The sequence below is a fragment of the Kandleria sp. genome, assembly GCF_017934775.1.
GTDB classification, from domain to species: domain Bacteria; phylum Bacillota_I; class Bacilli_A; order Erysipelotrichales; family Coprobacillaceae; genus Kandleria; species Kandleria vitulina.
The window spans coordinates 1-25275 of sequence record NZ_JAGBIX010000081.1; the positions used below are offsets into that span (position 1 = coordinate 1).

Sequence of the window (25275 nt, forward strand, 5' to 3'; positions counted from 1 at the left end):
TACGGTAAGATGCATACAGCTTTCTCCTTTCTAAAGACTCGGAAATAGGATTTCCTGTATGTATATTATACCATATATTTTAACCGCCATTTATCCCACGGCCTAAAGGCACGTGGGTTTTCTGTCGGGAACTTTATAAAGACGCTTTCCTACAAAACTATAGAACTCATTCCATCCTATAATGATATGATCAAGAACCTTCACATTCATCATTTTCCCTGATTCCATCAGTCGTTTCGTCACTTCCTCATCCTCAATGCTTGGTCTTGCATCCCCACTAGGATGATTGTGAATCGCAATCAGTGCAACGCCGTTAAAAGAAAGTGTCTCTAAAAATATTTCTCTCATAGAAATAAGTGACGCATTGATACTGCCAATAAAGAGCGTCTTCTTCAAAATCAAGCGATGCTTCTGATCTAAAATAAGTATCACAAAATGCTCTTGCTTAAGATGCATCATTTCACTTTTCATCAAATTAAATACCGCATGCGGAGAATCAAAGATCACCGGTATATCAGTTGCCTCATAAATACGTTTACCAATTTCTAATATAGCCATCAATTCTACGCCTTTGGCTTTCTTGATGCCCTTCATGGAAATCAGTTTACCATAAGAGGCATCTTTTAAATGCACGATTCCTCCTATTTCTCCTAAAAGTCTTTTAGATAATTCAATAACATTCTCACTCTTATTGCCTGTTCTTAAGACAATAGCCAATAACTCTTCATCACTTAATTGATCAATTCCTACAGAAAGTGCCTTTTCTCTAGGATGCTCTTCAATAGATAACGTTTTAATCATAGATAAAGCGAGTGGGCGTTTGCCCACTAGTCGCTCCCCCATTCTAACTGAATGAATTTTGGAATAGACACACGTCCACGCTTAGAACGCCATAGCTTATAGAAAGCTGCCCCAAAGATCGCATAAATAATGTACTTAAGTGTTCCTCCTCCATTGACCTGCATCATTTCCTGTTCAGATAATTCATACATGCTTTCTCTCCTTTCTGAAGTTTTGCCCCTATTTATTTATTCATCAAATAAATAATAATTACTAAAAAAAGAACATAATGCATGTTCTTCTTCTAGAATCTTATATCTTTCATAGATCTTCTTATTCCCACTTAACCCAGTAACAAAGTTCCAATTGACATATAAATAGATGACTTCCCCATTCGTTAAAAGAGTCTTATCCGTTGAGAAGATTTCAAAAAACTAACACGATTGTGTAGCGAACATCTTAGATGATATAAATTCATCATTTTGCATATCTACATTTTCAATAGTATTCCATTCAATTGTTTTCCAATCTTCTAAGACAATATCATTCTTTGTGATTTGAAATTCTTCTTTTGTTAATGAATAGTAATTAGCCATAGAATCTCTTGATTCTTTATTTTCATCATAAATTACACCTTCTGAAAGAATAATGTAGACACTTCTTTTGTCCATATTTAATTGGAATACTGCTTCAATTGCATTGTTTTTTTAAGATTGAAATGTATATAAAAAGGAATGTTCAAATGAACATTCCTTAGTCGAAGTTTGCAAGCTTTTCTTTTGCAGCTTCATACTTAGCTAAGTAATCAGCCTGTTTTGCTTTTTCTTGTTCAACCTTAGCTGCTGGAGCCTTGTTGATAAAGTTTGGATTTGAAAGCATCTTCTTAGATCTTTCAAGTTCCTTTTCAAGAGCTGCAATTTCTTTTTTTGCTTTTTCTTTTTCAGCTTCCATATCGATATACTGACCTAAGTCAATATGAAGAGTATTACCACCCTTGATCACTGAGTTAGCACTGTTTTTAGCAACATCCACATTATATCCTGCACAGATCGCATTACATAATTTCTTGATGAATGGTGCCATATCATTTAATAGTTCTTCAAGTCCATCAGTGTTAGTAGTGATTGTATAATCAACTTCTACACTGTTCTTGATCACATACTGGTGTCTGATTTCACGAATGCCTTTAACAATATCAATCAAGTAAGTGAACTGGCTATCGATAGTCTTATTAGAGAATGCTGGATTCACTTCTGGCCATGAAGCTAATACGATTGATTCTTTAGCATGTGGAATTGACTGGTAGATTTCTTCAGTTACAAATGGCATAAATGGATGAAGAAGTCTTACAATGCTATTAAGAACATAAACAAGAGTAGACTGAGTTGCTGCTTTAGCTTTTTCATCATCACCATTTAATGTTTCTTTTGCTAATTCAATATACCAGCTACAGAATTCATTCCAGATGAAGTCATAAAGTTCACTTCCTACATTACCAAATTCAAATTTGTCCATGTTAGCATTTGTATCTTCAATGACTTCATTTAATCTATTTAAGATCCACTGATCAGGAAGATTTAAGTTTTCAAGCTTAACATCATCCCAAGTCATGCTTTCATCAATATTCATTAATACGAATCTTGCACTGTTCCAGATCTTATTGATGAAATGAGAAATAGCTTCAAGCTTAGCAGGAACATATCTCATATCCTGTCCAGGAGCAGTGTTGTTAGTTAAGAAGAATCTTAATGTATCTGCACCATATTCATCGATAACGTCCATTGGATCTACACCGTTACCAAGTGATTTAGACATCTTTCTACCCTGTTCATCACGGATAAGACCATGAATTAGAACATGTTTGAATGGTCTCTTCTTAGTAAATTCTAATGACTGGAAGATCATTCTTGATACCCAGAAGAAGATAATATCATAACCTGTAACTAATGTATCAGTTGGGAAATATCTCTTGAAGAGTTCAGCATCTTCATTAGGCCATCCCATTGTAGAGAAAGGCCATAAAGCAGAAGAGAACCATGTATCCAATACATCTGAATCCTGTGTCCAGTTTTCAATATCTTCAGGAGCATCTTTACCTACATAAACTTCACCAGTTTCATTGTTATACCATGCTGGAATCTGATGACCCCACCATAACTGACGTGAAATACACCAGTCTTCAATGTTTTCCATCCACTGGCTATATGTCTTTTCAAAACGATCAGGTACGAATGTAACCTTGTCATCTGTTTTCTGATTAGCTAATGCCTGCTGTGCTAATGGTTTCATTTTTACGAACCACTGTTTAGATAAATAAGGTTCAACAATTGCATGTGATCTTTCTGAATGTGCAACTGGGTGAACGATTTCTTCAATATGATCAACAACACCTGCAGCTTCGAAGTCTTTAAGTAATGCTTCACGACATTCGAAACGATCCATGCCTTCATATTTACCACAAAGTTCATTCATTGTACCATCATCATTCATACAGATTGGCATAGCCAAACCATATTTCTTACCTAAAGCAAAGTCATTAGGGTCATGAGCTGGTGTACATTTCATAACTGAAGTCCCTTTGCCAAGTTCAATATAGTCATCAGCCATGATTGGTAATGCCTCACCATTAGCTGGGTTGATTGCTTTCTTTCCTACTAAATGAGTATATCTTTCATCATCAGGATGAACAAAGATAGCAGTATCCCCAAACATTGTTTCAGGTCTAGTAGTAGCTACTACAACCTGTTCATCAGAACCTTCAATCTGATATTTGAAGTAGTACATCGCACCCTTAGTGTCTTCATGGTAAACTTCAATATTAGAAAGAGCTGTACGCTGTACTGGATCCCAGTTGATGATACGTTCTCCCTGATAGATTAGTCCTTTATTGTATAAAGAAACAAAGACTTCCTTAACTGCATCAGATAAACCTTCGTCTAATGTAAAACGTTCTTTAGAATAATCCAATGCCAGTCCTAGTTTAGCCCACTGTGAGCGAATAATAGAAGCATATTCTTCTTTCCAAGACCAAGCTTTTTCTAAGAACTTTTCTCTACCTAAATCATAACGAGAAAGACCCTCTTCTCTCATTCTGGCTTCTACTTTAGCCTGTGTAGCAATACCAGCATGATCCATACCTGGTAGCCATAGAGCATCATAGCCCTGCATTTTCTTATAGCGGATGATCATATCCTGTAAAGTTGTATCCCATGCATGACCTAAATGTAATTTACCAGTAACATTTGGTGGTGGAATAACAATAGAATAAGGTTTCTTTGAAGTATCTCCTGCTTCAAAATATCCTTTTTCTACCCAAGTCTTATACTTGCCTTCTTCTACTTTTTTATGATCATATGAACTTGCTAATTCTTTCATCGTTCGTCTCCTTTAAATAATGCTTTGTTTAAACGAATATAAGAAATGACTTTCTTATTAAAATTAGTACCTGCAATCAATGTCTTATATTCATGGGTAAAATCTGAGAAATTATAAGTTGCATAATCTCCTTCTTCATTATCTTCTGCGTCATTTTCTAAAACATCATAAAGATGCTTAGCCCCTTTCAATAATGAAGCAATGTCATGAGCGCCTACTCGTTCAAAACAGTTTTCAATATCATCTACATAATCAGATAATGCCGGTGACATAAAAAAAGAACGAATTCCAGAGTTTCCTCCGATAGTCTGGTTAAGCTGATAAATGCCATAGACTGTTTTTTCTACCTCATTTAATGATTCATAATAATGATCTTCATCTTCTTCCTCTTTACGTTGACATTCAAGAATGACAGCACTTGGAAGCTGATCATCAGCACAATCATCAATTTTTTCAGGTGTCAAATGCGAATAGCATTCTTTCAGTGTCTGATATTCCTGCTCAGCTTTTTCATTCGCAATGCGTCTTTTCTTTCTGATATCAGAAATACGTGTAATAAGAAACACTGCAATAAATGCCATTATGGCAAAGAAGAAAATCCAGATAATTGTGATAGCCTGCTCATTTCTTTGTACTCCTGTTAAGATAACCATATGTCCTCCTTACAAAAAAAAACGAGCAATCGTAAAGGACGATTTGCTCGTGGTACCACCTTTTTTTACATAATGTGAATTATGCCTCAAGACTTTAACGCAGTCATACGAACTCTACTACTTCATTCATAGAATTGGCTCCAAGGCTACCTTCCACTTTCCTCTTTATTCCTTTACACCAGCCAGGAACTCTCTTGAAAAGAAAATAAGTGTACTCCTCCTCTTCATTGCGAATTCAATTTTATCAAAGTGGCACGTAAATGTCAAACGCATTATTGAATAAGAGATAGTGCATGCTCAAGCACACTTTCTCCATCCATCATGCCATAATCCCTCATACTGATCAGTTCACAAGGCGTATCCCCAACAAACTTCATAATCTGATCCCTAGCGTAACGCGCCTGAGGACCAAGAAGGACGACATCAGCCTTCTTAACCTGTTCTGAAATTTCATTAGCATTAACAGCCCAGATGTGCACGTCAATGCCTTTTTCATTTGCCGCTCTTTGCATCTTCTCGACAAGAAGGCTAGTAGACATTCCCGATGCACAGCAAAGTAAAACGTTAACCATATGCTCTCTCCTCTTTTGATACCTTTATTATAAAGGAATATATAAGAAAAAGAAAGGTGACTTAGTCACAAAGTTTAAGAATTGTATTCCAAACTTCGTCGACACCTTTCTTCTTTAAGCTAGAGAATCTAATGAAATAATCATTTTCATCAAAGCCTAGATCTTCCTTGATACGCTTTTCGTTTTTAACAAGATCATTGCGCTTTAGCTTATCTTCTTTTGTTGCAACAACAATGACAGGAATATGATAATATTTCGCATATTCGTACATTGTAATATCATCATCTTTAGGTGGATGACGATAATCAACAAGAAGACACATAGCCTTAAAATTCTTTCTTTCAGTACAATATGTTTCAAACATCTCACCAAACTGCTGCTGAATACGATCAGGCACTTTCGCATAACCATATCCAGGTACATCGACAAGACGTAATTCATCATTGACATTAAAGAAATTTAAAGTACGTGTCTTACCAGGTGTCGCAGACACCTTGGCAAGACCGTTAACATCAGTAATTGTATTAATAAAGCTTGACTTTCCTACATTGGAACGACCAGCCAATAAAAACTCTGGCAATGATTCATCTGGCCACTGAGATGACCAGGCAGCACAAAGCATAAATTCTGCTTTCTTAATTGTATACATAGGCTTATCTCCTATACAATCGCATGTTTAAGTACTGTATCAATGTGATCAGCTACAATGATAGTAAGTTCTTTCTTCACTGATTCAGGAATATCATCGATATCCTTTTCATTATCCTTAGGAATAATGATAGTAGAAATACCAGAACGATGAGCAGAAATAGATTTTTCTTTTAATCCACCGATTGGAAGAACTTCACCAGTTAAAGTGATTTCACCAGTCATTGCTACATCATTTTTAACAGCTTTCTTAGTAAATGAGCTATAAAGTGCAGTTGTTAAAGTGACACCAGCACTTGGTCCATCTTTCTTGACAGCACCTTCTGGTACATGAATATGAATATCCTGATTTTCGAAATCTTCTTTAGAAAGACCATATTTAGCAGCATTGGCTTTCATGTAATCCAATGCAATTGAAGCAGATTCTTTCATGACATCACCAAGCTGTCCAGTTACATTAAATTTACCTGAACCTGGGAAATGGTTTACTTCAATTGGAAGAATATCTCCACCAAACTGTGTCCATGCTAAACCAGTAACAACACCGATCTGATTATCTTTAAGTTTTTTAGTATGATCAAATGGTGCTTTTCCTAAATATTCCTGTAAATCTTCAATCTTCACATCAACATTTGCTGCTTTATCCTTTAAGATCTTAAGAACAGCCTTACGACATAATGAAGCAATAAGACGTTCAAGCTGACGTACACCAGCTTCTCTTGTATAGTGCTGAATGACATAAAGAACTGTTTCATCAGAAATAGTAAACTGTTCTGCAGTCAAACCGTGGTTCTTAAGCTGTTTTTTGATCAAGTGATTGCGAGCAATCTGTACTTTTTCCTGTTCAGTGTATGAAGATAATTCAATAACTTCAAGACGATCTCTAAGTGGACCTGGAATGCTGCCAAGATCATTAGCAGTCGCAATAAAGAGAACCTTAGATAAATCATATGGTTCTTCAATGAAGTTATCAGAGAACATACTATTCTGTTCTGGATCTAATACTTCAAGCATTGCACTAGTAGGATCACCTTTATAATCAGATGACATCTTATCAATTTCATCAAGAAGGAATACTGGGTTAACTACCCCTGCCTTCTTCATGCCCTGAATAATACGACCAGGCATAGATCCAAGATAAGTTCTACGATGACCTCTGATTTCTGATTCATCAGTCACACCACCAAGTGAAGCCTTGATGAATTTTCTACCTAATGCATGAGCAATAGACTTAGCTAAAGAAGTCTTACCTGTACCAGGTGGCCCAACAAGACAGATAATTGGAGCATTTAATGACTGTGTCATCTGTTTAACCGCAAGATGTTCTACAATTCTTTCTTTTGGTTTTTCTAATCCAAAATGATCATCATCAAGAATCTTTTCTACATCTACGATATCTTCATTGTCATCAGTCTGTTCCCACCAAGGGAGTTTTAAGACCCAATCAATGTAGTTTCTTACTACATTAGCTTCAGGTGAAGATGCTGGCATCATTTCATAACGCTGCAATTCTTCAGTTAGTTTATCTTTAATATTCTGAGGATAAGGATTTTCCTTGATCTTCTTACGAATCTGATCAACTTCATCTTCTCCGTTAGGAGTATCCCCTAATTCTTCCTTGATTGCTCTTAAACGTTCTCTTAGATAGAATTCCTTTTGATTTTCATCAATGCTCTTCTTGACCTTATCATTGATAGTAGATTCAATCTCATTGATTGTCTTTTCTTTTTGCATGCATGCAAGAACAAGAAGAAGACGTTTATTGACATCAGCTTCATCTAGAATCTTCTGTCTTTCATTAAGATCAATATTCATATAATGGCCAATTGCATCAGCCAATTCAGATGCGGATAATCCCTGTGAAATATTCGCAAATAATTCTCTTGGGAATAATCCAGCAGTACGGTTGATAAACTGCATCTGTTCAGTAATCTTACGAACTAATGCGGTTTCTTCATTTTCATCACCAAATACATCTTCAAGGTATTCTACCTTAGCATAATAGCATCCATCTTTTTCATAGAAAGAATGAATCTTAGCACGTTTTTCTCCGGCTACTGTCAATTTGATTGTTCCATGATTATCCTTCTTGACTTTTCTAACAACGCTACAAGCTGTCCCCACCTTATAGATTGTATCAATAGAAATTTCTTCTTCTAAGGGATGAATCTGTGAAACAAACAGAATATGAGAATCATACATATCGACAGCATCATCGATAGCTTTAAGACTAAAACTACGTCCTACATCGATGGCCGTATCATGACCTGGGAATACAAGCATACCTCTTGTACAGATCACAGGAAGCTCTATGATATTTGTATCCATGTTATTACCTCCTTTAATTAGTGAAAATAAGACGCTTGACGTAAGCGCCTTATTCTCTCTTATTTGTAATTATTTATTATTTAGAAACATTTTCTTTGATAAAGTCAACAGCCTTCTTGTTAGCAACATCAGCTTTTACTCTATATTCCTGACCAGCGAAGATCTTCTTGATTTCTTCAACATCTCTGCTGTAGTAAGCAGCGATTTCTTTATACTGTTCATCTAATTCTTCATCAGTTACTTCGATGTTTTCAGCTTTAACAACTGCATCAATGATTAACTGGAACTTAACACGTTTTTCAGCCTGATCAGCCATCTGAGCTTTCATATCATCTAAAGACTGACCTGTTAACTGAGTGTAAAGATCCATGTTTAATCCCTGTCTAGAAAGGTTTTCAGTCATTTCTGAAACCATAGCCTGTACTTCAGTATCTACCATAGCCTGAGGTACTTCAACTGGGTTAGCTTCAACGACTGCTTCAAATACATCTTCGTCGAATTTTCTTTCAGCGTCAGCTTTCTTCTGAGCTCTGATATCTTCTTTGATATGATCTTTTAACTGATCTAAAGTTTCAACACCTTCGATGTTAACATCTTTAGCTAATTCATCATCTAATGCAGGTAAGATCTTAGTCTTGATTTCATGAACTTTAACTTTGAAAGTTGCATCAGCACCAGCTAATTCAGGAGCCTGATATTCTTCTGGGAATTTAACATTGATTTCTTTTTCTTCCCCAACTTTCATACCGATTAACTGTTCTTCAAAACCAGGAATGAATGAACCTGAACCAATTTCTAATGGATAGTTTTCACCTTTTCCACCTTCGAAAGCAACACCATCTTTGAAACCTTCGAAATCGATATTAGCTGTATCACCATCTTCTACTTCACCGTCTTCTTTTAATTCTAATTCAGCGAATTCGTTCTGGTATGATGCTAATCTTTCATCTACTTCTTTAGAAGTAACTCTTACAGCTTTCTTCTTAGCTTCTAAACCTTTGTACTGTTTTAATTCAACTTCAGGAGCTACTGGAGCTGTGAAAGTGATCTTTAATTCATCTTCAGTCATAACTTCCACGTTTGCTTCTGGCTGAGCTACTGGTGTGATATTATTTTCAACAAAGATTTTAGCATAGCTTGTAGATAAAATTTCATCTACTGCTTCAGCTAATAAAGCTTTAGTTCCAACTTTAGCTTTGATAAGTCCCTTAGGAGCTTTACCTTTTCTAAAACCATCAAGGTTAGCATTCGCAGCTACTTTATTTAACGCACGATCCTGAGCAGCTTTCCATTCTTCTTTTGAGAATGTAGCTTTTACTTCTACCATGCTTTTTTCTAACTTATTTACAACTGTTTCCATATTTGTTTACTTATCTCCTTTTTATATTCCGCTAGTATTATACATGAATGTGTATCCATTTGCAACAATTTATCACTCTATTTCTCTGAGTGCTAATATTTGTCTTTCTACATCCTTGAAATCTACATAATAATCAATTTCAATATCGTCTTTATCTACCTCAATATTTTGTAATGTTGCAACATAGTAATGTACGGCTGCGGCAATTACACTGAAGTCTTCTTCATAGATTTCTTTTGGGTAAATGTGATATAGATAAAATTCAAGATAATCTACACACTGATTAAGCAAAGTTGGATTTTCATCTTCCAATGCACTCTGAAGCTTCTTGCCAATACCCATATAAGCAGTCTGTGCCAAGACAAGTGGCATATAACTTGGATTAAAATCATAGTAAGTATTGTTTTTAGCAACTTCAAATTCTTCATCGATCTGCTGTTCAATCATCAATTCCATCATTAGCGTCTTAGCAAATGGTGGCTTGTTTGGATCACGCAGATAATTGCGAATACCTGGAATAAGCATTCTGATATTTAACTGCTGCATCTGATCCAATGCCATATACAGCAAGTCTTCATTGACATCATCCCTTTGCAGGATCAATTCAATTTCCTCAGTAGAGAAAATCTGACTCTTGCTTTCTAGATCATAGTTAACTTCCTGCTTAGCAAGAAGGATTTCATCATATGCAGCATTGAATGTACTTTCATACTCATAAGGAATATATGGCATCGAAAGCTCTTCAACTAAAATATTGATAGCTTCTTCAAAATCACCAGTTTCCTTCAATGTCATGACATACTGAGCAACGACATCATAGTATGTATCCCCTGCCTTTGCTTTTGCGAGCATACCTTCAGTCTTAGCCTGCTGATATTCACCTAAGGCATTAAGGCAAACCAATCTTAAAAGTCTTGTCTTCTCATCACTGAGATCATTCAGTTCTCTTAAAGCGGCACTATATTGGCCTTCATTGATTAATTCTTCTATCATATGTACTCCTTTGTCGTATATCTTATCAAAGTTCTATTATATACGCAAATAAAACGAAAACAAACCCCATTTATTTATGGGGTTTGTCATTATTCATCACCAAATGAAATTCCAATAGCCTTAGCCGCCTTAACAAGTTCACCATTAGGATCTACATGTTTTTGCTGGCCGATTTTCGCTGCACCAATTACTTCTTCTAATGATGTATAACCCATTTTATCACCATTGATTGTAACAACATTGCCAAAATGACCTTCATTGATAAGTTCACAAGCTGCTACACCATAACGTACTGATAAAATACGATCATACGCTGAAATGTCTCCACCACGAATAATATGACCAGGATTAACAGAACGCACTTCATGATTTGGAATCATTTTTTCTAAATCATTTTCAAGCTGCTTAGCAATACCACCTAAACGAACTGGATCAGGTGAATCCTCTACAATCTTACCGATGACCTTAGTACCATCTGCATATTTTGCACCTTCAGCTACCGCAATGACAGTATAAGGAAGACCCTGTTCATCACGACGCTTTACAGCCTTAACAATATTTTCAACCTTGAATGGAATTTCTGGAATCAGACAGATTCCAGCATTACCTGCAAGACCTGCATATAAAGTAATCCATCCAGCATCTCTACCCATCAATTCACATAAGATAACACGATGATGAGATTTCGCAGTTGTCTGTAAACGATCAATAAACTCAGTACCAACACTCATGGCACTCATAAAGCCATAAGTCACGTCAGTTGAAGCTAAGTCATTATCCATTGTTTTAGGCACACCGATAACATTAACACCCTTACGAGAAAAATCTCTCGCACTTGTCAATGTACCATCTCCTCCTAATACAACAAGAACATCAACCCCAGCTTTCTTTAAGTTTTCTACACCAACATCAGAGACATCTTTTTTCACTTTGCCCCCTTTGCCGTCATCTACAAGATAATCAAATAAGTTATCCTTGTTAGAACTATAAAGAATAGTTCCACCTTCTTTATAGATATTTTCTACTTTTTCTACAGTCAAATCTACATAATTATTATTATAAAGACCACGATAGCCATAGACATAACCAATGACTTCCCAGCCGTATTTTTCAATTGCTGTCTTAGTAATTGTTCGAATTACAGCATTTAAGCCTGGACAATCTCCTCCGCCAGATAATAAAGCAATTTTTTTAATATTCTGTTCCATAATGAACCCCCTAAAATAATAGCTAAAATTGTGTGTAAATGTACTCCACTTTTTTTATTCTATCAACTAACTATAAAAAATACAAGCGCTTACTTTAAATTCATATCATAAAAAAAGAAAGCGCTTTTCCTATCATCAGTAGAGGAATTATTAAAATCAGAAATAAAGATCTTACAGAAGCCCTGTAAGATCTCTAATAACATAACCACCAATCATTAATCCAGCTACCGAAGGCACAAAAGAAACACTGCCAGGAAGAGCACGTCTAGAGGCACCACTGGCCTTCATTTCTGCCATTTCCCTATTTACACCAGCACTTTCTTTTGGCTTAAGAGGATATTCAGTAGAAAAGAGCACCTTGCATTTTTTAATGCGTCTTTTCTTCAGTTCCGTTCTCATAACTCTTGCAAGAGGATCAACGGATGTCTTATAAATATCAGTAATTTGAAGCTTTGATGGATCAAGCTTATTGCCAACACCCATACAGCTGATGATTTTCGTCTTTGTCTTTGTACATTCTTCAATGATATCAATCTTCGCCTTGATTGTATCAATAGCATCAATAACATAATCATATGAAGAAAAATCAAATTCATCTTTCACTTCAGGAAGATAAAACATCTGTTTCTTCTCAATGATCGCATCTTCATTGATAGAAAGAATACGCTTTGCAACTAAATCAACCTTGTTCATTCCTATTGTATCCAAGGTTGCAATAATCTGACGATTGATATTCGTCTTAGAGACAGTATCATTATCCACAAGGACAAAGTGTCCAACGCCAGCTCTTGCCAAGGCTTCAGCCACAAATCCGCCTACACCGCCTAATCCAAATAGACAGACTTTCTTGTTCATCAATGAATCAACAGCGTCTTCTCCTAAAAGAATAGCTGTTCTAGAGAATTGTTCTTTCATATACTAATTTCTTCTTTCTGATTGAATAAAATAAAGATAGGCATCATTGTCGATATGTACCTTCTCATCACTTTCATTAGATACACATAAAGGATCATCTCTTCTTAACTGATAAGAAGATAATGGATACTCACAATGAGACAGACTCACTTTGCATTCATCAAGTGCAAACAATGAAAAATACTTAGAGTGAACCATCAATTCATGATGTCCTGGCTTTAATATTGAAATAATATTAGTCGCATCAATAACCCTTATATCAAGATCTTTATATTGCTCAAGAAGACACATGATGGAGAAGAAATGATCAATTCTTCCTCCAGTTACACCGTAAATATCAATTTCATCATAGCCCTTCTTAATGGCATATTCTAAAGCCAGCTGTGTATCTGTCTGATCTTTTCTTGAAGGATACTTCTTAATCTTCAGATCATCTAAAATCTCTAGATCACAAAGCGAATCAAAATCCCCAATAGCCAAAGTGGGATGAAGCTTATACTTCAATAAATGAGAAACACCTGCATCAGCACCAATGTAAGGGATTGTGCGGTCCAATACATCCCCTACATCCATGCCCGCATAGATTCCTATTCGCATAATAATGATGCGATAGCATCACGACGTGATGCTGCCTTAAATACATAGCTTCCTGCAACAAGAACATCACAGCCAGCTTCTACGCATAGCTTTCCTGTCTGTTCATTGATGCCGCCATCAACTTCAATAATAAAGCCATATTTTTCTTTTAGACTATTTAATGTCTTAATCTTTTCAACAGCAATATCATTGAATGACTGACCGCCAAATCCCGGTTCAACACTCATGACAAGAATCATGTCTACATCATTTAAATAGGGAAGAATAGCGTCTACATGTGTACCTGGTTTAATAGAAATACCAACCTGTACATTTGATGCATGAATATGATTGATAAGTTCCATTGTCTTTTCTCTTGATTCCATTGCTTCAATATGGAAAGTGATCATATCTGCTCCAGCCTTGATGAATTCATCTACATAAAACATAGGATCAGTGATCATTAAATGAACATCTAAAAATAAGTCAGTTGCTTTTCTTACATTAGCTAAGATGCTATATCCAAATGAAATATTAGGAACAAAATGTCCATCCATTACATCATAATGAAGCCATTTAGCTCCTTCTAATGTATCAATTTCTTCTTTTAATTTTGAAAAATCCGCCGATAAGACAGATGGTGCGACTTTAGTCATACTTCTTTGCCTCTCTCTCTTTGACTTCTTTTAAGAAAGTCAGATAATGTTCATAACGTTCTTTCGTAATCTTGCCTTCTTCTACCGCCTGTTTAACACCACAATGAGGCTCACTATCATGAAGGCAGCCACGGAACTTACACATTGTAGCATATTCTCTAAAATCATGGTAGCTTACAGAAAGATCAATAGGATCCATTTCCAATGTCAAAGATGAAAAACCAGGCGTATCAGCTACATAGCCGCCATGCATGCGAATAAGTTCCGTATGTCTTGTCGTATGCTTCCCACGACCAAGTGCCTTAGAGATTTCATTGGTATCAATGTTCAAATGAATATCCAAAGCATTAAGCAGACTGGATTTCCCGACACCACTTTGTCCTGTAACTACGCTTGTTTTTCCTTTGAGCACCTCTTTTACTTCGTCAATTCCGATATTCTCTTTAGAACTTACAAAAATTGTATGATAAGCATGGTAATCACTCTTGATTTTCTCAATGAGAGTATCATCTAGATCAATCTTTGTCACAATGATAATTGGTTCAATATTTTCATTTTCAACCATTGCTAAAAAGCGATCTAGAAGCAGATTGTCAAAATCAGGATGCGTGATTGAAAAGACAAGAAGAGCCTGATCAACATTACAGATTGGTGGTCTTCTTAATTCATTCTTTCTTTTTTCTAAAGATAAAATATAGCCTTCTCCATTATCCTGTATATCAATTGTACAAATATCACCTACCAAAGGTGTCTGTTTTGTTTTTCTAAATTTCCCTCTTGCCTTGCAAGTGTAAACCTGCCCATCTGCTTCCACATAATAGAAGCCAGCAAGTGCTTTGATGATTCTTCCTTTAAGCATATATCTCCTTTATAAAGAGCCTCAACTCTAATGAGCGAGGCTTTATGTATTATTTGTCGTATTGTTCTGATTATTTGAATTATTGTTATTGGAATTATTATTGTTAGTATTGTTATTGTTATTGCTATTGTTATCAGTGTTATTATCCTGATTTGGAGTAACCTGTGTATTGTCAGTCTCTACTTCAGGCACTTTATCATAGTAATAAAGCGTAATTGTCGTACCACGCTTATTGACAGTTGAATAAGGTGCAAGCGACTGTCTAATAACAATATTGATCTTATCCTTAGTGATCTTAGCACGTTCATTGGCATCAGATGGCAAACTTAAGACTTTCGTCTTAACCTTAAATCCAGCACTTTCCAATGTCTTGGTAGCAGATTTAATAGTATCACCATAAAGATAAGGAACCATGATTGTAACACCCTTAGAAACAGTAAGTGTAATAGTCTTATTTGTTTCATTAGGATCACGTTTTTCACCAGGTGCAATCGATTGACCAATGACACGTCCTTCTTCAACATTATCATCAGACTTCTCATATTTCGTTACCGTGTAGCCTAAATCTTCCAATTCCTTCTTGGCCGCTTCATACGTATAATTCGTATAGTCAGACATAATATCATATTTGCCCTTAGATACAGTAATAACAATCGCTGTATCTTTTTCCATATTCTTTCCAGCTTTAGGATTCGTACTGATCACATAGTTCTTATCATACTTATCACTCAATTCACTTTCATAAGTGATAGCACCCTTAAAGCCATTCTTCTCAAGCTTCTTTTTTGCATCTGATTTAGAAAGTCCTACTAAATCGGGCATCTTATATGTCTTATTGGCATCCAAGTAATAGAAATAACCGATTCCAAAACCAAGCAATACCAAGGCAAGAAGCACTACAATAAGCTTCGCCTTAGATTTCTTCTTTTTAGGTTCAGCAGTCTTGCTGCGAGAAACACGCGTTGTTGTCGTGGTTGGTTCTGGTACTTCATTTTCCACAATACCTTCATTTTTTGTTTTCGTAAAAAACTCAGTATCCTGTGCAACGATTGTTGGCTCTTCTACCGGTACATCAAATGTCAGCTTCTCTTCTTCTGTTCTTACGAGACAAGTCGCAATATCATCCAACATATCCAGTGCTGAAGCATAACGATTCTCTACATTCTTAGCTGTTGCCTTGATAATAATATTCTCAACAGACTGAGGAATTGAAGGATTAAATGCTCTTACTGAAGGAATGCTGTCACGCATATGCTTCAAGGCAATATTGACAGGCGATTCCCCGTTAAATGGCACCTCACCTCTTAACAGTTCATAGAAAACAATACCCAATGCATAAATATCCGACTGTGGCGTTGCCTTTTCTCCTCTTGCGATTTCAGGAGCAAGGTAATGCAACGATCCCATGATTGTATCCGTCTGTGTCACTTGAGACAGCGACTGAATCGAAGCGATTCCGAAATCGGCGATTTTTACAATTCCAGAATCAGTGACTAATATATTTTGTGGCTTCAGATCGCGATGTACGATGCCCATTTCATGGGCAGTCGCTGTCGCACTGACAACCTGTTTCATAATATCAATTGCTTCAATATAATGAAGCGCACCCCTGATATTAATTAATTCTTTAAGTGTTTGTCCTTTGACATATTCCATGACGATGTAATAGAGATCATCTTCATCTCCAACATCATAGATAGCGACAATATTTTTATGATTGATTGCGGCAGCAGCGCTTGCTTCACGATGAAATCTTTTGATGTAGATTGGATCACCCGTCAATGATGATCTTAGTATTTTTACAGCAACAGTTCTACGAAGAACTTTATCTTCAGCAAGATAAACATCCGCCATTCCGCCTTGTCCAATTAATTCCCCTAACAAGTAACGGTCTGCCAGTAATCGATTCACTTCACTCATACTATGCGCCCCTTTCTATAAGAATAATGCTGATGTTGTCCAAACCACCAAACTGTTTGGCTGTTTCCATCAATTTCTCATTTTTTTGTTGAATAGTCAAATCTAATTTTAAAATTTCCACAATTTGATTATCACTTAATGAATTATATAATCCATCTGAACAAAGCAGAATGGTATCTGCATGAACAGCTGCAAATGATACATTCAGTAAGTCTGTTACCCCAACAGCCTGTACAAGAATGTTTCGCTGTGGATGATTCTTGGCTTGTTCTTTATTGATATACCCCTTTTCCAATAAAGCATTGACCAATGTATCATCCGTCGTTATCTGTTCTAAGCTCTCAGATGTAACGATGTAGGCACGACTATCTCCAACATGAGAGATATAAATGCATTCATCAACAATATACGCCAATATGACTGTAGTGCCCATATCACGATAAGCACTGTTGTCTGCCCCTTTTTCATTAACAAGACGATTGGCATTCTTGATCAGGCGATAAAACCAATGTCTGATATCTTCCTGACAAGTAAAAGGTTCATGATCTTCAAAATGATCCATCATATAATCACACGTTAACTTAGCAGCAACTTCACCTGCATTATGACCACCCATTCCATCACATAAAACCGCATAAGCTTCATGTTCATTGATGATCTTATAATTAATGCAATCCTGATTAATATCTCTGAAATTGCCGATATCACTTAACGCAGATATGATCATTTTAAAGTCTCCTTTCCTTCTTCGCTCTTAACTGTCCGCAAGCTCCATCAATATCTCCACCATGTTCTTTTCTTAAAGTACAATTGATTCTTAAGCGGATCAATTCATCTTTGAACGCTTCAATTCTTGAAGCTGGAGATTTCTTAAAGCCATGTTCATTGACTGCATTATAAGGAATCAAATTCACATACACATTTAATCCTCTTAAATAATGCGCAAGCTGACGAGCATTTGTTACATCATCATTGACATCTTTTAATAAAATATATTCAAGAGTAACTCGTCTGTTTGTCTTTTCAATATAATCCTTGATTGCTGTTCTTAACACATCCATAGGATATGTCTTATTGATAGGCATCAATTCATTTCTGATTTCATCATTTGATGCATGAAGAGAAATCGCAAGATTGACCTGAATGCCTTCATTTGCAAAATCGTAGATCTTTGGTACAAGTCCACATGTCGATAATGTGATATGACGCGCACCAATAGCAAGACCTTTAGCTGCATTAATTATATAAATGAAATTCATGACATGATCATAATTATCAAAAGGTTCCCCTGTTCCCATAATCACCACATGAGTTACGCGTTCTTTTTGATCTTGTTGAACAGTTAAGACTTGCTGAAATTTCTGCAGCAGTTAAATTTCTTTGTTTCTTCAATAAACCAGAAGCACAGAATTTACATCCCATATTGCAGCCTAGCTGAGAGGTTACACACAATGACTTACCATAAGGATGAATCATCAGTACAGTTTCAATATAACCACCATCTTCTAACTGAAGAAGATATTTAGTCGTTCCATCACGAGAAACCTGCTTTTCTACAATCTCTAATAGATCAGTAGAATAATTATCACTAAGTTTAGCTTGAAGGTCTTTAGAAAGATTTGTCATTTTAGAAAAATCATAGACATCTTTTCTATAGATCCATTCAAAAACCTGCTGAGCTCTAAATTTCTTTTCACCAATACTTAAAAAAGCATCAGTCATCTGCTCAGGCGTTAAACCATAAATCGAATTCATATTAATCCTTTCTTAATCTGCACATATAAAAACCATCACTATGTAATTCATATGGCAATACTGTTCTTTCTTCTAAAATATGCATATCAGGATGAGCCTTAATAAAAGCTTCTACCTGTTTTTCATTTTCTTTCTTATTAAGAGTGCATGTACTATAAACAATGATACCCTTATTTTTACACAATGTATAAGCATTTTCCAATAATTTCTTCTGTAAAAGTATTATTTCATCCATTGCATTAGAATCATGATAACGAATTTCCGGTTTTCTTGCAAGTACACCAAGCCCTGAACAAGGTCCATCTAATAAAATATAGTCATACTCTCCTTCAAAACAATGGATATCGGTAGAATCTCCTACATGTGTAGTAAGATTAGTTACCCCAAGTCTTTTCGCATTATCTTCTACCAGATGAATCTTATGCGCATAAAGATCATAAGCATCAATAGATCCCGTATTATCCATAATCGCACTTAGATGTGTAGTCTTAGATCCCGGTGCACAGCACATATCCAATACTCGACTTCCTTTATCTGGTGATAAGAAACGACCAACAAGCTGTGAAGATTCATCCTGGATGGTAACCCACCCATTTTTGAATGCTTCGCTTTCTGCAATTGTCCCACCCTGATAGAAGACACAATCTTCGCTGTGTGAAGAAGCGATAAAGTGATGATCTTTTTCTAGAAGAGCCTCTCTTGATATCTTTAACGTGTTGACTCTTGCGGATTTTAAAGGCACTTCATTGTTGGCATGTAAGATCTTCTCACATGTTTCAAAGCCATACTGCTTAATAAACATCTTTACCATCCATAAAGGATGACTTGTCTCAATGCTGAGTCTTTCTTCTTTCTTAAGATCATCAAGACTTCTCTTATGTTCAAAACTGTTTCTTAATATCGCATTAACAAAAGATGCAGCCTGTCTGCCTCTTTTCTTCTTAACAATTCTAACAGCCTCATTCACAATAGCATAATCTGGCATATTCATATAAAGATGCTCATACATGCTCATCAATAGAACCATGCGTTCAAATAGCTTAATACGTTTACCTTTGACACTAGGTTCTAATTGATATTCAAGCATCAATCGATGCTGAATGGTACCATAGACAAGCGCTGTAACAAGCTCTTTTGAAAAATCTTTCTTTTGTACTTGAAATGCATGATTTAATGCAATATTCAAGAATGTCTGATTACGTTCATAATCAGACAGAATCATTAAAGCTAATTCTCTTTCCATTATTAAATCAAAGTGTATGGATGAAAATCACATACCATACTTACCTTTCCATTTTGTTTTTTATTATAGAAGTCATTGAGTGATTCTAAGATCCTATAGACCGGTTTTGCATCTTTATACTTTACAAGAATACGTTCACGATAAGTATCTTTCATCTTAAAGATACCAGCTTCACTAGGACCAATGATTTGCGCGTCATTCAATGATTTCACTAAATGATACTTTATTTCCGTAGCTGCACGTTTTACAACAGCATCACTTCTGGATTGTACAACAATTGCGAGAAGATGGCAATATGGAGGATAATTGGCCAATTTACGATAGGCCATCTCCTTCTCATAGAAGTGTGCATAATCATGCTTAGCTGCTAATGCGATAGCATAATGATCAGGGTTATATGTCTGAATGACAACACTGCCGCTCTTCTCTCCACGCCCACTTCTGCCTGCGACCTGAGTAAGCAACTGGAACGTACGTTCACTCGCGCGATAATCAGGCAATGTCAAAGTCAGATCAGCAGAAAGCACACCGACAAATGTAACATTCTCAAAATCCAGTCCTTTGGCAATCATCTGTGTTCCGACAAGAATATTTGCTTCTTTATTGCGAAACGCTTTTAAAAGCTTAGTGTGACTGTTCTTGTTTCTCGTTGTATCATAATCAAAGCGCATCACTTTAGCATTAACAATATGTGATTGAATATACTCTTCAATACGCTGTGTCCCATATCCAATCTTTTTTAAATGCGTAGAATGACAGGAAGGACATTCTCTTGGTACACTCATACTAAAATCACAGTAATGACATTTTAATCGATCTTCATTTTTATGATAAGTCAAGGTAACATCACAGTGAGGACATTTCACAACTTCCTGGCAATCCGTACATTTTATAAATGAAGCATACCCTCTTTTATTTAATAAAAGTATCGCCTGTTCACCTCTATCAATTGTTTCCTGAAGTCTTGACTTCATCATTTGTGACATATAGCCATAGTTGCCCGCTTTTGTCTCCTCTTCCATATTGACAATATCCACATGAGGAAGAGGCTTCTTATTGATACGTTCAGGAAGTTCAAAGAGATGATAGAATCCTGCTTTCGCTCTTGCATAGCTTTCTACTAGCGGCGTTGCACTTCCTAATACAATACGGCATTTATGAGTTCTTGCACGCATCTTAGCCACCTGAAGGGTTGCATAACGTGGCGTATTTTCCTGCTTATAGCTTGAATCATGTTCTTCATCCATTATGATAAGACCAATATCTTCCAATGGCGCAAAGATTGCAGAACGAGCTCCCACCACAATGCGTACTTCTTTTCTTGTGATTCGTCGATATTCATCATATTTCTCTCCTGCTGACAGACGGGAGTGAAGAATAGCAACCTGATTGCCAAAGCGTGATTTGAATATCTTGACCATCATCGGTGTCAGGGATATTTCAGGAACAAGCATAATGACATTTTTTCCCTGTTCAAGAATATGTCTCGTCAGATCAATATAGACTTCTGTCTTCCCTGATCCTGTTACCCCATGAATAAGAGAAATGCTTTCTTCTTTTGTAGCAAGTATGCCTTCTACCACTTTCTTTTGTGAATCAGTCAATAAGACTTCAGAAGAATCCGCATTTTCAACTTCTGGTGTTCTTAATATTTCCTGATCATAGATTTCTATGAGTCCCTGTTCTTCAAGTTTAGAAATCAATGCACGAGAATAAGGGACATCATGAAGAAAGAAATCTTTTGATTTTAACATCTCTAAACACTCATTCTGTTTACTCGTCTTCGCCTTTTCATCACTGATGACACGAATTGCTTTCAATGTCTTAATAGCAACCCGCTTCACGCTTTTTGGTTTCAGATTTCCTGGCAGCATGACCTGAAGACAGGATATCAATGGTGAGAGTGTTGCTTTTGAAAGACTCTTGGCAAGACTTAATAATTCTTCATTTAAGATAGGTTCTTCATCTATTAGTTCATTAATATAAGCAAGTCTAAAGCCATATTCGATTTCTAGCTCTTCTTTTGTCTTTGATGTATATTCAACATTTAAAATGTATCCCACAATACGTTGATGATTAAAGAAGATGGACACACGTACACCTGCTTTAACTGGTTTTTTTGATAAGTAAGTAAAACTACGATCAAGAGCATGTGAAGAATGCTCTACTAACACATGTGCAATATACATGCTACCACCTCCATTGTTATTATCATATCACATATGGATTTCAAACAAAAAGCAGCACTTAGTGCTGCGCAATGTTTTCTTTAATGATTTCAGCAATTTCGCTAGCTGCCTGTTCTACAGTATTATTGACAACTACATGTTTGTAATTATCTTTAGTAGCAATTTCCTTGGCTGCTTTATTTAAACGTTCCTGAACAATATTCTCTTCTTCAGTACGTCTTCCACGAATTCTTTTTTCAAGTTCTTCCATTGTTGGAGGAACAAGGAAAATGGTTAATGCATCTGGAGCTTTATCCATAACCTGAAGTGCACCCTGTACTTCAATTTCAAGAAGAACATTTTTCCCTTCGCTTAATAGCTGATCGACATAAGCTTTAGGTGTCCCATAATAATTGCCAACGAACTGTGCATGTTCAAGCAATCCACCTTCTTCAATCTTCTTTTCAAACTCTTCTTTTGTAACGAAGAAATATTCTCTTCCATTTTTTTCTCCTGGTCTAGGTGAACGTGTTGTCATGGAAATAGAATATGCAAGATTCAATGTAGCATCTTCAAACAGCTTTTCTCTTACCGTTCCTTTTCCAACACCGCTAGGACCGCTAAGAATAATCAATAATCCTTTTTTCATGTTAACTCTCCTCTTAATTAGGTCTATATTATATTTTCTAAGGGATGATGTCAAACATTTTCAAGTATGTTATACTATTTTTTGGGTGATTAAAAATGGCTTTTGATGGAATTGTTCTTTCACGTGTTGTAAAAGCCTTAAATAAACGTATTGCAACTGGAAGAATATCAAAAATATATACTATATCTCAAAACGAGCTTTTGATGAATGTCAGAGCTCATAACAAGAATCAAAAACTGCTTGTATCCATCCATCCAATGTACGCGAGAGTACAGCTTACAGACTTAAACTATCCTACTCCGGATAGTCCTAATGCATTGACAATGTTAATGCGAAAACATATGGATGGTGCATTTATTGCAGACATTGAACAAGTCGGTCTAGACCGTATCTTAAAGTTAACTTTAAAAGGACGCAATGACTTCAAGGATGAAGTGACATACTATGCTTATATTGAAATTATGGGGAAATACTCCAACTTCATTTTAACGTATGAAAACAATAAGATCATTGAATGTTTAAAACGTGTCTCTCCAAGTGAATCTTCACGTATCCTGCAGCCTGGTATTATCTATGAATACCCTCCTCTACTTGAAAAGAAGAATCCTTTCGTAGATTTCTATACACCAACTGATCAGCTGGTAAAGACATATGCAGGCTTTGGAAAAGATCTTGCCAATGAAGTTAAACATCGTATGCATCTTGGCATGATGTTTGATACAATCATGAATGACATCAAAGAAAGCGATAAACTTTATATTGTGCATCATAACAATAAAGACTACTATCATATTCTCCCTTTAACTAACTTAAGTGAGGACTATGAAGTCTATGATCTATTTGAAGGATTGGATGTCTTCTATGATAAAAGAGATCAGAAAGACCGCATTAAGCAGCAGACCAATGATTTATCACGATTTATTCGTAATGAATATACAAAGAATGTCAATAAGCTCAAGAAGCTTGAGATGACACTCTTTGATTCACAGAACAGTGATGACTTACGTATTAAAGGTGATCTTCTTTATGCTTCCTTGCATCTTATTAAAAAAGGAATGAAGGAAGTCACTGTAGATAACTACTATGATGGAACAAAAATGACGATTCCTCTAGATGAACGTTATGACGGTAAAACCAATGCCAATAGATACTACAATAAATATCAGAAGGCTAAGAATTCCTTGAAAGTATTGCAGGAACAGATTGACCTTACTAAAGAAGAAATCAATTATTTCGATCGTATGATGACGCTTATTGAAAATGCGGATTATTATGATGCCATGGAAATGAAAGAGGAATTGGAAAATCTTGGCTATCTTAAAAAGAAGATGTCTAAGTCAATCAGAAAGAAGAAAAAGCATCCTCATTATCAGACACTTAAAACAAAGGATGATGTTCTTTTCTATGTAGGCAAGAACAATATTCAAAATGATTATGTCACATTCAAGAAAGCGAAGAAGACGGACTACTGGTTCCATGTCAAAAATATGCCTGGTTCTCATGTCATTGTACATAGTGATAATCTTGATGAATATACTATTCGTTTAGCAGCTGGTGTAGCTGCCTACTACTCAAAAGGTAAAGACAGTTCAAGCGTACCGGTTAACTATACACAGGTTAAGACTTTAAAGAAACCTGGTGGCAATAAGCCTGGTCTTGTCTTGCTTGGACATTATAAGACTATCTATATTGATCCTGATTCTTCTGTACTTAAAGAATTAGAGAAAGTTGAGGAAAGATAATGAAATTATTGCCTTGGTCAATGAACAATGATTTATTTGAAGGATATACTGTTGCTGGATATCAGGATGGAAAACTCTTTGATATGCAGTTTCATGATGACAATGATGAAGAGATCATCGCCAATAGAAAACGTTTGGCAGAAGCTTTACACACCGATTTAAAGCATATGGTTGCACCAATGCAAAGACATACTACGAATTTTCTAAAAGTCAGTCTTAAAGATGGCGGTCGTGGTATTACCTCCCTTGATGATGCCTTCGAGCCAATTGATGCCACTTATACTAGAGATACAGATCTTCTGCTTTATACATTCCATGCAGATTGCTGTCCGGTGCTTCTTTACCATGAATCGCATCTTGTAGCAGCTATTCATTCCGGATGGAAAGGTACTGTTACACAGATTGTGTCAAAGGTTGTCTCTTATCTTATTGCCAATGAAAACTGCAATCCTGAAGGATTTTATGCTTATATTGGTCCTTCTCTTGAGATGAGAAATTTTGAAGCGATGGATGATATTATTGATCAGGTAAAGAAGATGGATTTTGATACATCTTCTTTCTACAAGAAGATTGATGATAAGCACTATCTTCTTGACAGCAAGTCCCTCATCCTTCAGCAATTATTGAATCTTGGTGTACCTAGAGACCATATCGAAGTTTCACCATACTGTACGACTGAACATGAAGATCTATTCTTCAGCTATCGAAAAACAAAGACAGCCTGTCGTAATATATCAATCATTAGACTTAAGAAGTAAAAAGAGGCTGTAACGAAATGATTTAAGCATTTCGTTACGTCTCTCTTTTTTACATTAAAATTACCAAGTCATGCATGATGGATTCTCAGCCTTTCCATCATGTCCTTTTTGTAAAGA

At 36.0% G+C, this 25275-nt stretch carries 22 protein-coding genes, 1 pseudogene and 1 other annotated feature; of the genes and pseudogenes, 2 read left to right on the top strand and 21 right to left on the bottom strand.

What is annotated here, in order from left to right; all coding sequences use genetic code 11:
- Window positions 1-102 precede the first annotated feature (102 nt).
- From radC to gmk, 21 genes and pseudogenes are all read right to left on the bottom strand, one after another.
- Window positions 103-828 (bottom strand): RadC family protein, encoded by a 726-nt coding sequence (radC, locus tag J6L95_RS08670; RefSeq protein WP_287458841.1) that lies wholly within the window; start codon window positions 826-828, stop codon window positions 103-105.
- On the bottom strand, window positions 828-992 hold the full coding sequence (locus J6L95_RS08675) for a hypothetical protein (RefSeq protein WP_164474014.1): 165 nt from the start codon (window positions 990-992) through the stop codon (window positions 828-830). Before J6L95_RS08675 ends, radC begins: the two co-directional genes overlap by 1 nt.
- 222 nt (window positions 993-1214) lie before the next feature.
- Complete coding sequence (locus J6L95_RS08680) at window positions 1215-1451, bottom strand: hypothetical protein (RefSeq protein ID WP_287458842.1); 237 nt, start codon at window positions 1449-1451, stop codon at window positions 1215-1217.
- A gap of 82 nt (window positions 1452-1533) precedes the next feature.
- The gene (locus J6L95_RS08685) at window positions 1534-4155 is read right to left on the bottom strand and encodes a valine--tRNA ligase (RefSeq protein ID WP_287458843.1); all 2622 of its coding nucleotides are present in this window, start codon (window positions 4153-4155) and stop codon (window positions 1534-1536) included.
- Window positions 4152-4808, bottom strand: a complete 657-nt coding sequence (locus J6L95_RS08690) for a DMP19 family protein (RefSeq protein ID WP_287458844.1) — start codon at window positions 4806-4808, stop codon at window positions 4152-4154. The genes J6L95_RS08685 and J6L95_RS08690 overlap by 4 nt, the downstream gene beginning before the upstream one ends.
- 31 nt (window positions 4809-4839) lie before the next feature.
- Window positions 4840-5045: a binding site (T-box leader), on the bottom strand.
- 35 nt (window positions 5046-5080) lie between these two features.
- Complete coding sequence (locus J6L95_RS08695; protein WP_029070465.1) at window positions 5081-5380, bottom strand: PTS sugar transporter subunit IIB; 300 nt, start codon at window positions 5378-5380, stop codon at window positions 5081-5083.
- Window positions 5381-5441: 61 nt separating this feature from the next.
- On the bottom strand, window positions 5442-6029 hold the full coding sequence (gene yihA, locus J6L95_RS08700) for a ribosome biogenesis GTP-binding protein YihA/YsxC (RefSeq protein WP_029070464.1): 588 nt from the start codon (window positions 6027-6029) through the stop codon (window positions 5442-5444).
- A gap of 11 nt (window positions 6030-6040) precedes the next feature.
- The gene (gene lon, locus J6L95_RS08705; protein WP_035877649.1) at window positions 6041-8356 is read right to left on the bottom strand and encodes an endopeptidase La; all 2316 of its coding nucleotides are present in this window, start codon (window positions 8354-8356) and stop codon (window positions 6041-6043) included.
- Window positions 8357-8432: 76 nt separating this feature from the next.
- Entirely contained in the window at window positions 8433-9716 is a 1284-nt protein-coding gene (gene tig / locus J6L95_RS08710; protein ID WP_287458845.1) for a trigger factor, read from the bottom strand.
- A gap of 72 nt (window positions 9717-9788) precedes the next feature.
- Window positions 9789-10709 carry a hypothetical protein gene (locus tag J6L95_RS08715; RefSeq protein WP_287458846.1) on the bottom strand — a complete coding sequence of 307 codons (921 nt, stop codon included), beginning with the start codon at window positions 10707-10709 and terminating at the stop codon, window positions 9789-9791.
- A gap of 89 nt (window positions 10710-10798) precedes the next feature.
- Window positions 10799-11917, bottom strand: coding sequence for a 6-phosphofructokinase (locus J6L95_RS08720; RefSeq protein ID WP_029070460.1), 1119 nt, complete (start codon window positions 11915-11917; stop codon window positions 10799-10801).
- A gap of 171 nt (window positions 11918-12088) precedes the next feature.
- Window positions 12089-12832 carry a tRNA threonylcarbamoyladenosine dehydratase gene (locus J6L95_RS08725; RefSeq protein WP_287458847.1) on the bottom strand — a complete coding sequence of 248 codons (744 nt, stop codon included), beginning with the start codon at window positions 12830-12832 and terminating at the stop codon, window positions 12089-12091.
- Window positions 12833-12835: 3 nt separating this feature from the next.
- Entirely contained in the window at window positions 12836-13405 is a 570-nt protein-coding gene (locus tag J6L95_RS08730) for a thiamine diphosphokinase (protein WP_287458848.1), read from the bottom strand.
- Between the two features lie 14 nt (window positions 13406-13419).
- Entirely contained in the window at window positions 13420-14064 is a 645-nt protein-coding gene (gene rpe / locus J6L95_RS08735; RefSeq protein ID WP_029070457.1) for a ribulose-phosphate 3-epimerase, read from the bottom strand.
- Window positions 14057-14923, bottom strand: coding sequence for a ribosome small subunit-dependent GTPase A (gene rsgA, locus J6L95_RS08740; RefSeq protein ID WP_287458849.1), 867 nt, complete (start codon window positions 14921-14923; stop codon window positions 14057-14059). The genes rpe and rsgA overlap by 8 nt, the downstream gene beginning before the upstream one ends.
- A 42-nt stretch (window positions 14924-14965) precedes the next feature.
- Complete coding sequence (gene pknB, locus J6L95_RS08745) at window positions 14966-16843, bottom strand: Stk1 family PASTA domain-containing Ser/Thr kinase (RefSeq protein WP_287458850.1); 1878 nt, start codon at window positions 16841-16843, stop codon at window positions 14966-14968.
- A gap of 1 nt (window position 16844) precedes the next feature.
- Window positions 16845-17570: a Stp1/IreP family PP2C-type Ser/Thr phosphatase gene (locus tag J6L95_RS08750; protein ID WP_287458851.1), complete on the bottom strand. Its 726-nt coding sequence runs from the start codon at window positions 17568-17570 to the stop codon at window positions 16845-16847.
- A gap of 1 nt (window position 17571) precedes the next feature.
- Window positions 17572-18598, bottom strand: a pseudogene (rlmN, locus tag J6L95_RS08755) (dual-specificity RNA methyltransferase RlmN).
- A gap of 1 nt (window position 18599) precedes the next feature.
- Window positions 18600-19841: a 16S rRNA (cytosine(967)-C(5))-methyltransferase RsmB gene (rsmB, locus tag J6L95_RS08760; protein ID WP_287458852.1), complete on the bottom strand. Its 1242-nt coding sequence runs from the start codon at window positions 19839-19841 to the stop codon at window positions 18600-18602.
- A gap of 2 nt (window positions 19842-19843) precedes the next feature.
- A complete protein-coding gene (gene priA, locus J6L95_RS08765; protein ID WP_287458853.1) occupies window positions 19844-22030 on the bottom strand; it encodes a replication restart helicase PriA in 2187 nt (728 codons plus the stop codon).
- Window positions 22031-22088: 58 nt separating this feature from the next.
- Complete coding sequence (gene gmk / locus J6L95_RS08770; RefSeq protein ID WP_029070451.1) at window positions 22089-22658, bottom strand: guanylate kinase; 570 nt, start codon at window positions 22656-22658, stop codon at window positions 22089-22091.
- Between the two features lie 95 nt (window positions 22659-22753).
- On the opposite strand from gmk, the gene J6L95_RS08775 reads away from it, so the two are divergent.
- Both J6L95_RS08775 and pgeF read left to right on the top strand, forming a co-directional pair.
- Window positions 22754-24400 (top strand): Rqc2 family fibronectin-binding protein, encoded by a 1647-nt coding sequence (locus tag J6L95_RS08775; protein WP_287458854.1) that lies wholly within the window; start codon window positions 22754-22756, stop codon window positions 24398-24400.
- Window positions 24400-25158: a peptidoglycan editing factor PgeF gene (gene pgeF, locus J6L95_RS08780; RefSeq protein WP_287458855.1), complete on the top strand. Its 759-nt coding sequence runs from the start codon at window positions 24400-24402 to the stop codon at window positions 25156-25158. Before J6L95_RS08775 ends, pgeF begins: the two co-directional genes overlap by 1 nt.
- The last annotated feature ends 117 nt before the right edge of the window (window positions 25159-25275 follow it).

Coding starts and splice junctions, on each gene's coding strand:
- gmk (WP_029070451.1), bottom strand. CDS start 22,658: ATGAAAAAAGGATTATTGATTATTCTTAGCGGTCCTAGCGGTGTTGGA.
- J6L95_RS08690 (WP_287458844.1), bottom strand. CDS start 4,808: ATGGTTATCTTAACAGGAGTACAAAGAAATGAGCAGGCTATCACAATT.
- rpe (WP_029070457.1), bottom strand. CDS start 14,064: ATGACTAAAGTCGCACCATCTGTCTTATCGGCGGATTTTTCAAAATTA.
- yihA (WP_029070464.1), bottom strand. CDS start 6,029: ATGTATACAATTAAGAAAGCAGAATTTATGCTTTGTGCTGCCTGGTCA.
- J6L95_RS08675 (WP_164474014.1), bottom strand. CDS start 992: ATGTATGAATTATCTGAACAGGAAATGATGCAGGTCAATGGAGGAGGA.
- rsmB (WP_287458852.1), bottom strand. CDS start 19,841: ATGGAAAGAGAATTAGCTTTAATGATTCTGTCTGATTATGAACGTAAT.
- J6L95_RS08680 (WP_287458842.1), bottom strand. CDS start 1,451: ATGGACAAAAGAAGTGTCTACATTATTCTTTCAGAAGGTGTAATTTAT.
- pknB (WP_287458850.1), bottom strand. CDS start 16,843: ATGAGTGAAGTGAATCGATTACTGGCAGACCGTTACTTGTTAGGGGAA.
- lon (WP_035877649.1), bottom strand. CDS start 8,356: ATGGATACAAATATCATAGAGCTTCCTGTGATCTGTACAAGAGGTATG.
- rsgA (WP_287458849.1), bottom strand. CDS start 14,923: ATGCTTAAAGGAAGAATCATCAAAGCACTTGCTGGCTTCTATTATGTG.
- J6L95_RS08720 (WP_029070460.1), bottom strand. CDS start 11,917: ATGGAACAGAATATTAAAAAAATTGCTTTATTATCTGGCGGAGGAGAT.
- J6L95_RS08775 (WP_287458854.1), top strand. CDS start 22,754: ATGGCTTTTGATGGAATTGTTCTTTCACGTGTTGTAAAAGCCTTAAAT.
- J6L95_RS08715 (WP_287458846.1), bottom strand. CDS start 10,709: ATGATAGAAGAATTAATCAATGAAGGCCAATATAGTGCCGCTTTAAGA.
- J6L95_RS08695 (WP_029070465.1), bottom strand. CDS start 5,380: ATGGTTAACGTTTTACTTTGCTGTGCATCGGGAATGTCTACTAGCCTT.
- J6L95_RS08685 (WP_287458843.1), bottom strand. CDS start 4,155: ATGAAAGAATTAGCAAGTTCATATGATCATAAAAAAGTAGAAGAAGGC.
- J6L95_RS08730 (WP_287458848.1), bottom strand. CDS start 13,405: ATGGATGTAGGGGATGTATTGGACCGCACAATCCCTTACATTGGTGCT.
- priA (WP_287458853.1), bottom strand. CDS start 22,030: ATGTATATTGCACATGTGTTAGTAGAGCATTCTTCACATGCTCTTGAT.
- J6L95_RS08750 (WP_287458851.1), bottom strand. CDS start 17,570: ATGATCATATCTGCGTTAAGTGATATCGGCAATTTCAGAGATATTAAT.
- J6L95_RS08725 (WP_287458847.1), bottom strand. CDS start 12,832: ATGAAAGAACAATTCTCTAGAACAGCTATTCTTTTAGGAGAAGACGCT.
- pgeF (WP_287458855.1), top strand. CDS start 24,400: ATGAAATTATTGCCTTGGTCAATGAACAATGATTTATTTGAAGGATAT.
- tig (WP_287458845.1), bottom strand. CDS start 9,716: ATGGAAACAGTTGTAAATAAGTTAGAAAAAAGCATGGTAGAAGTAAAA.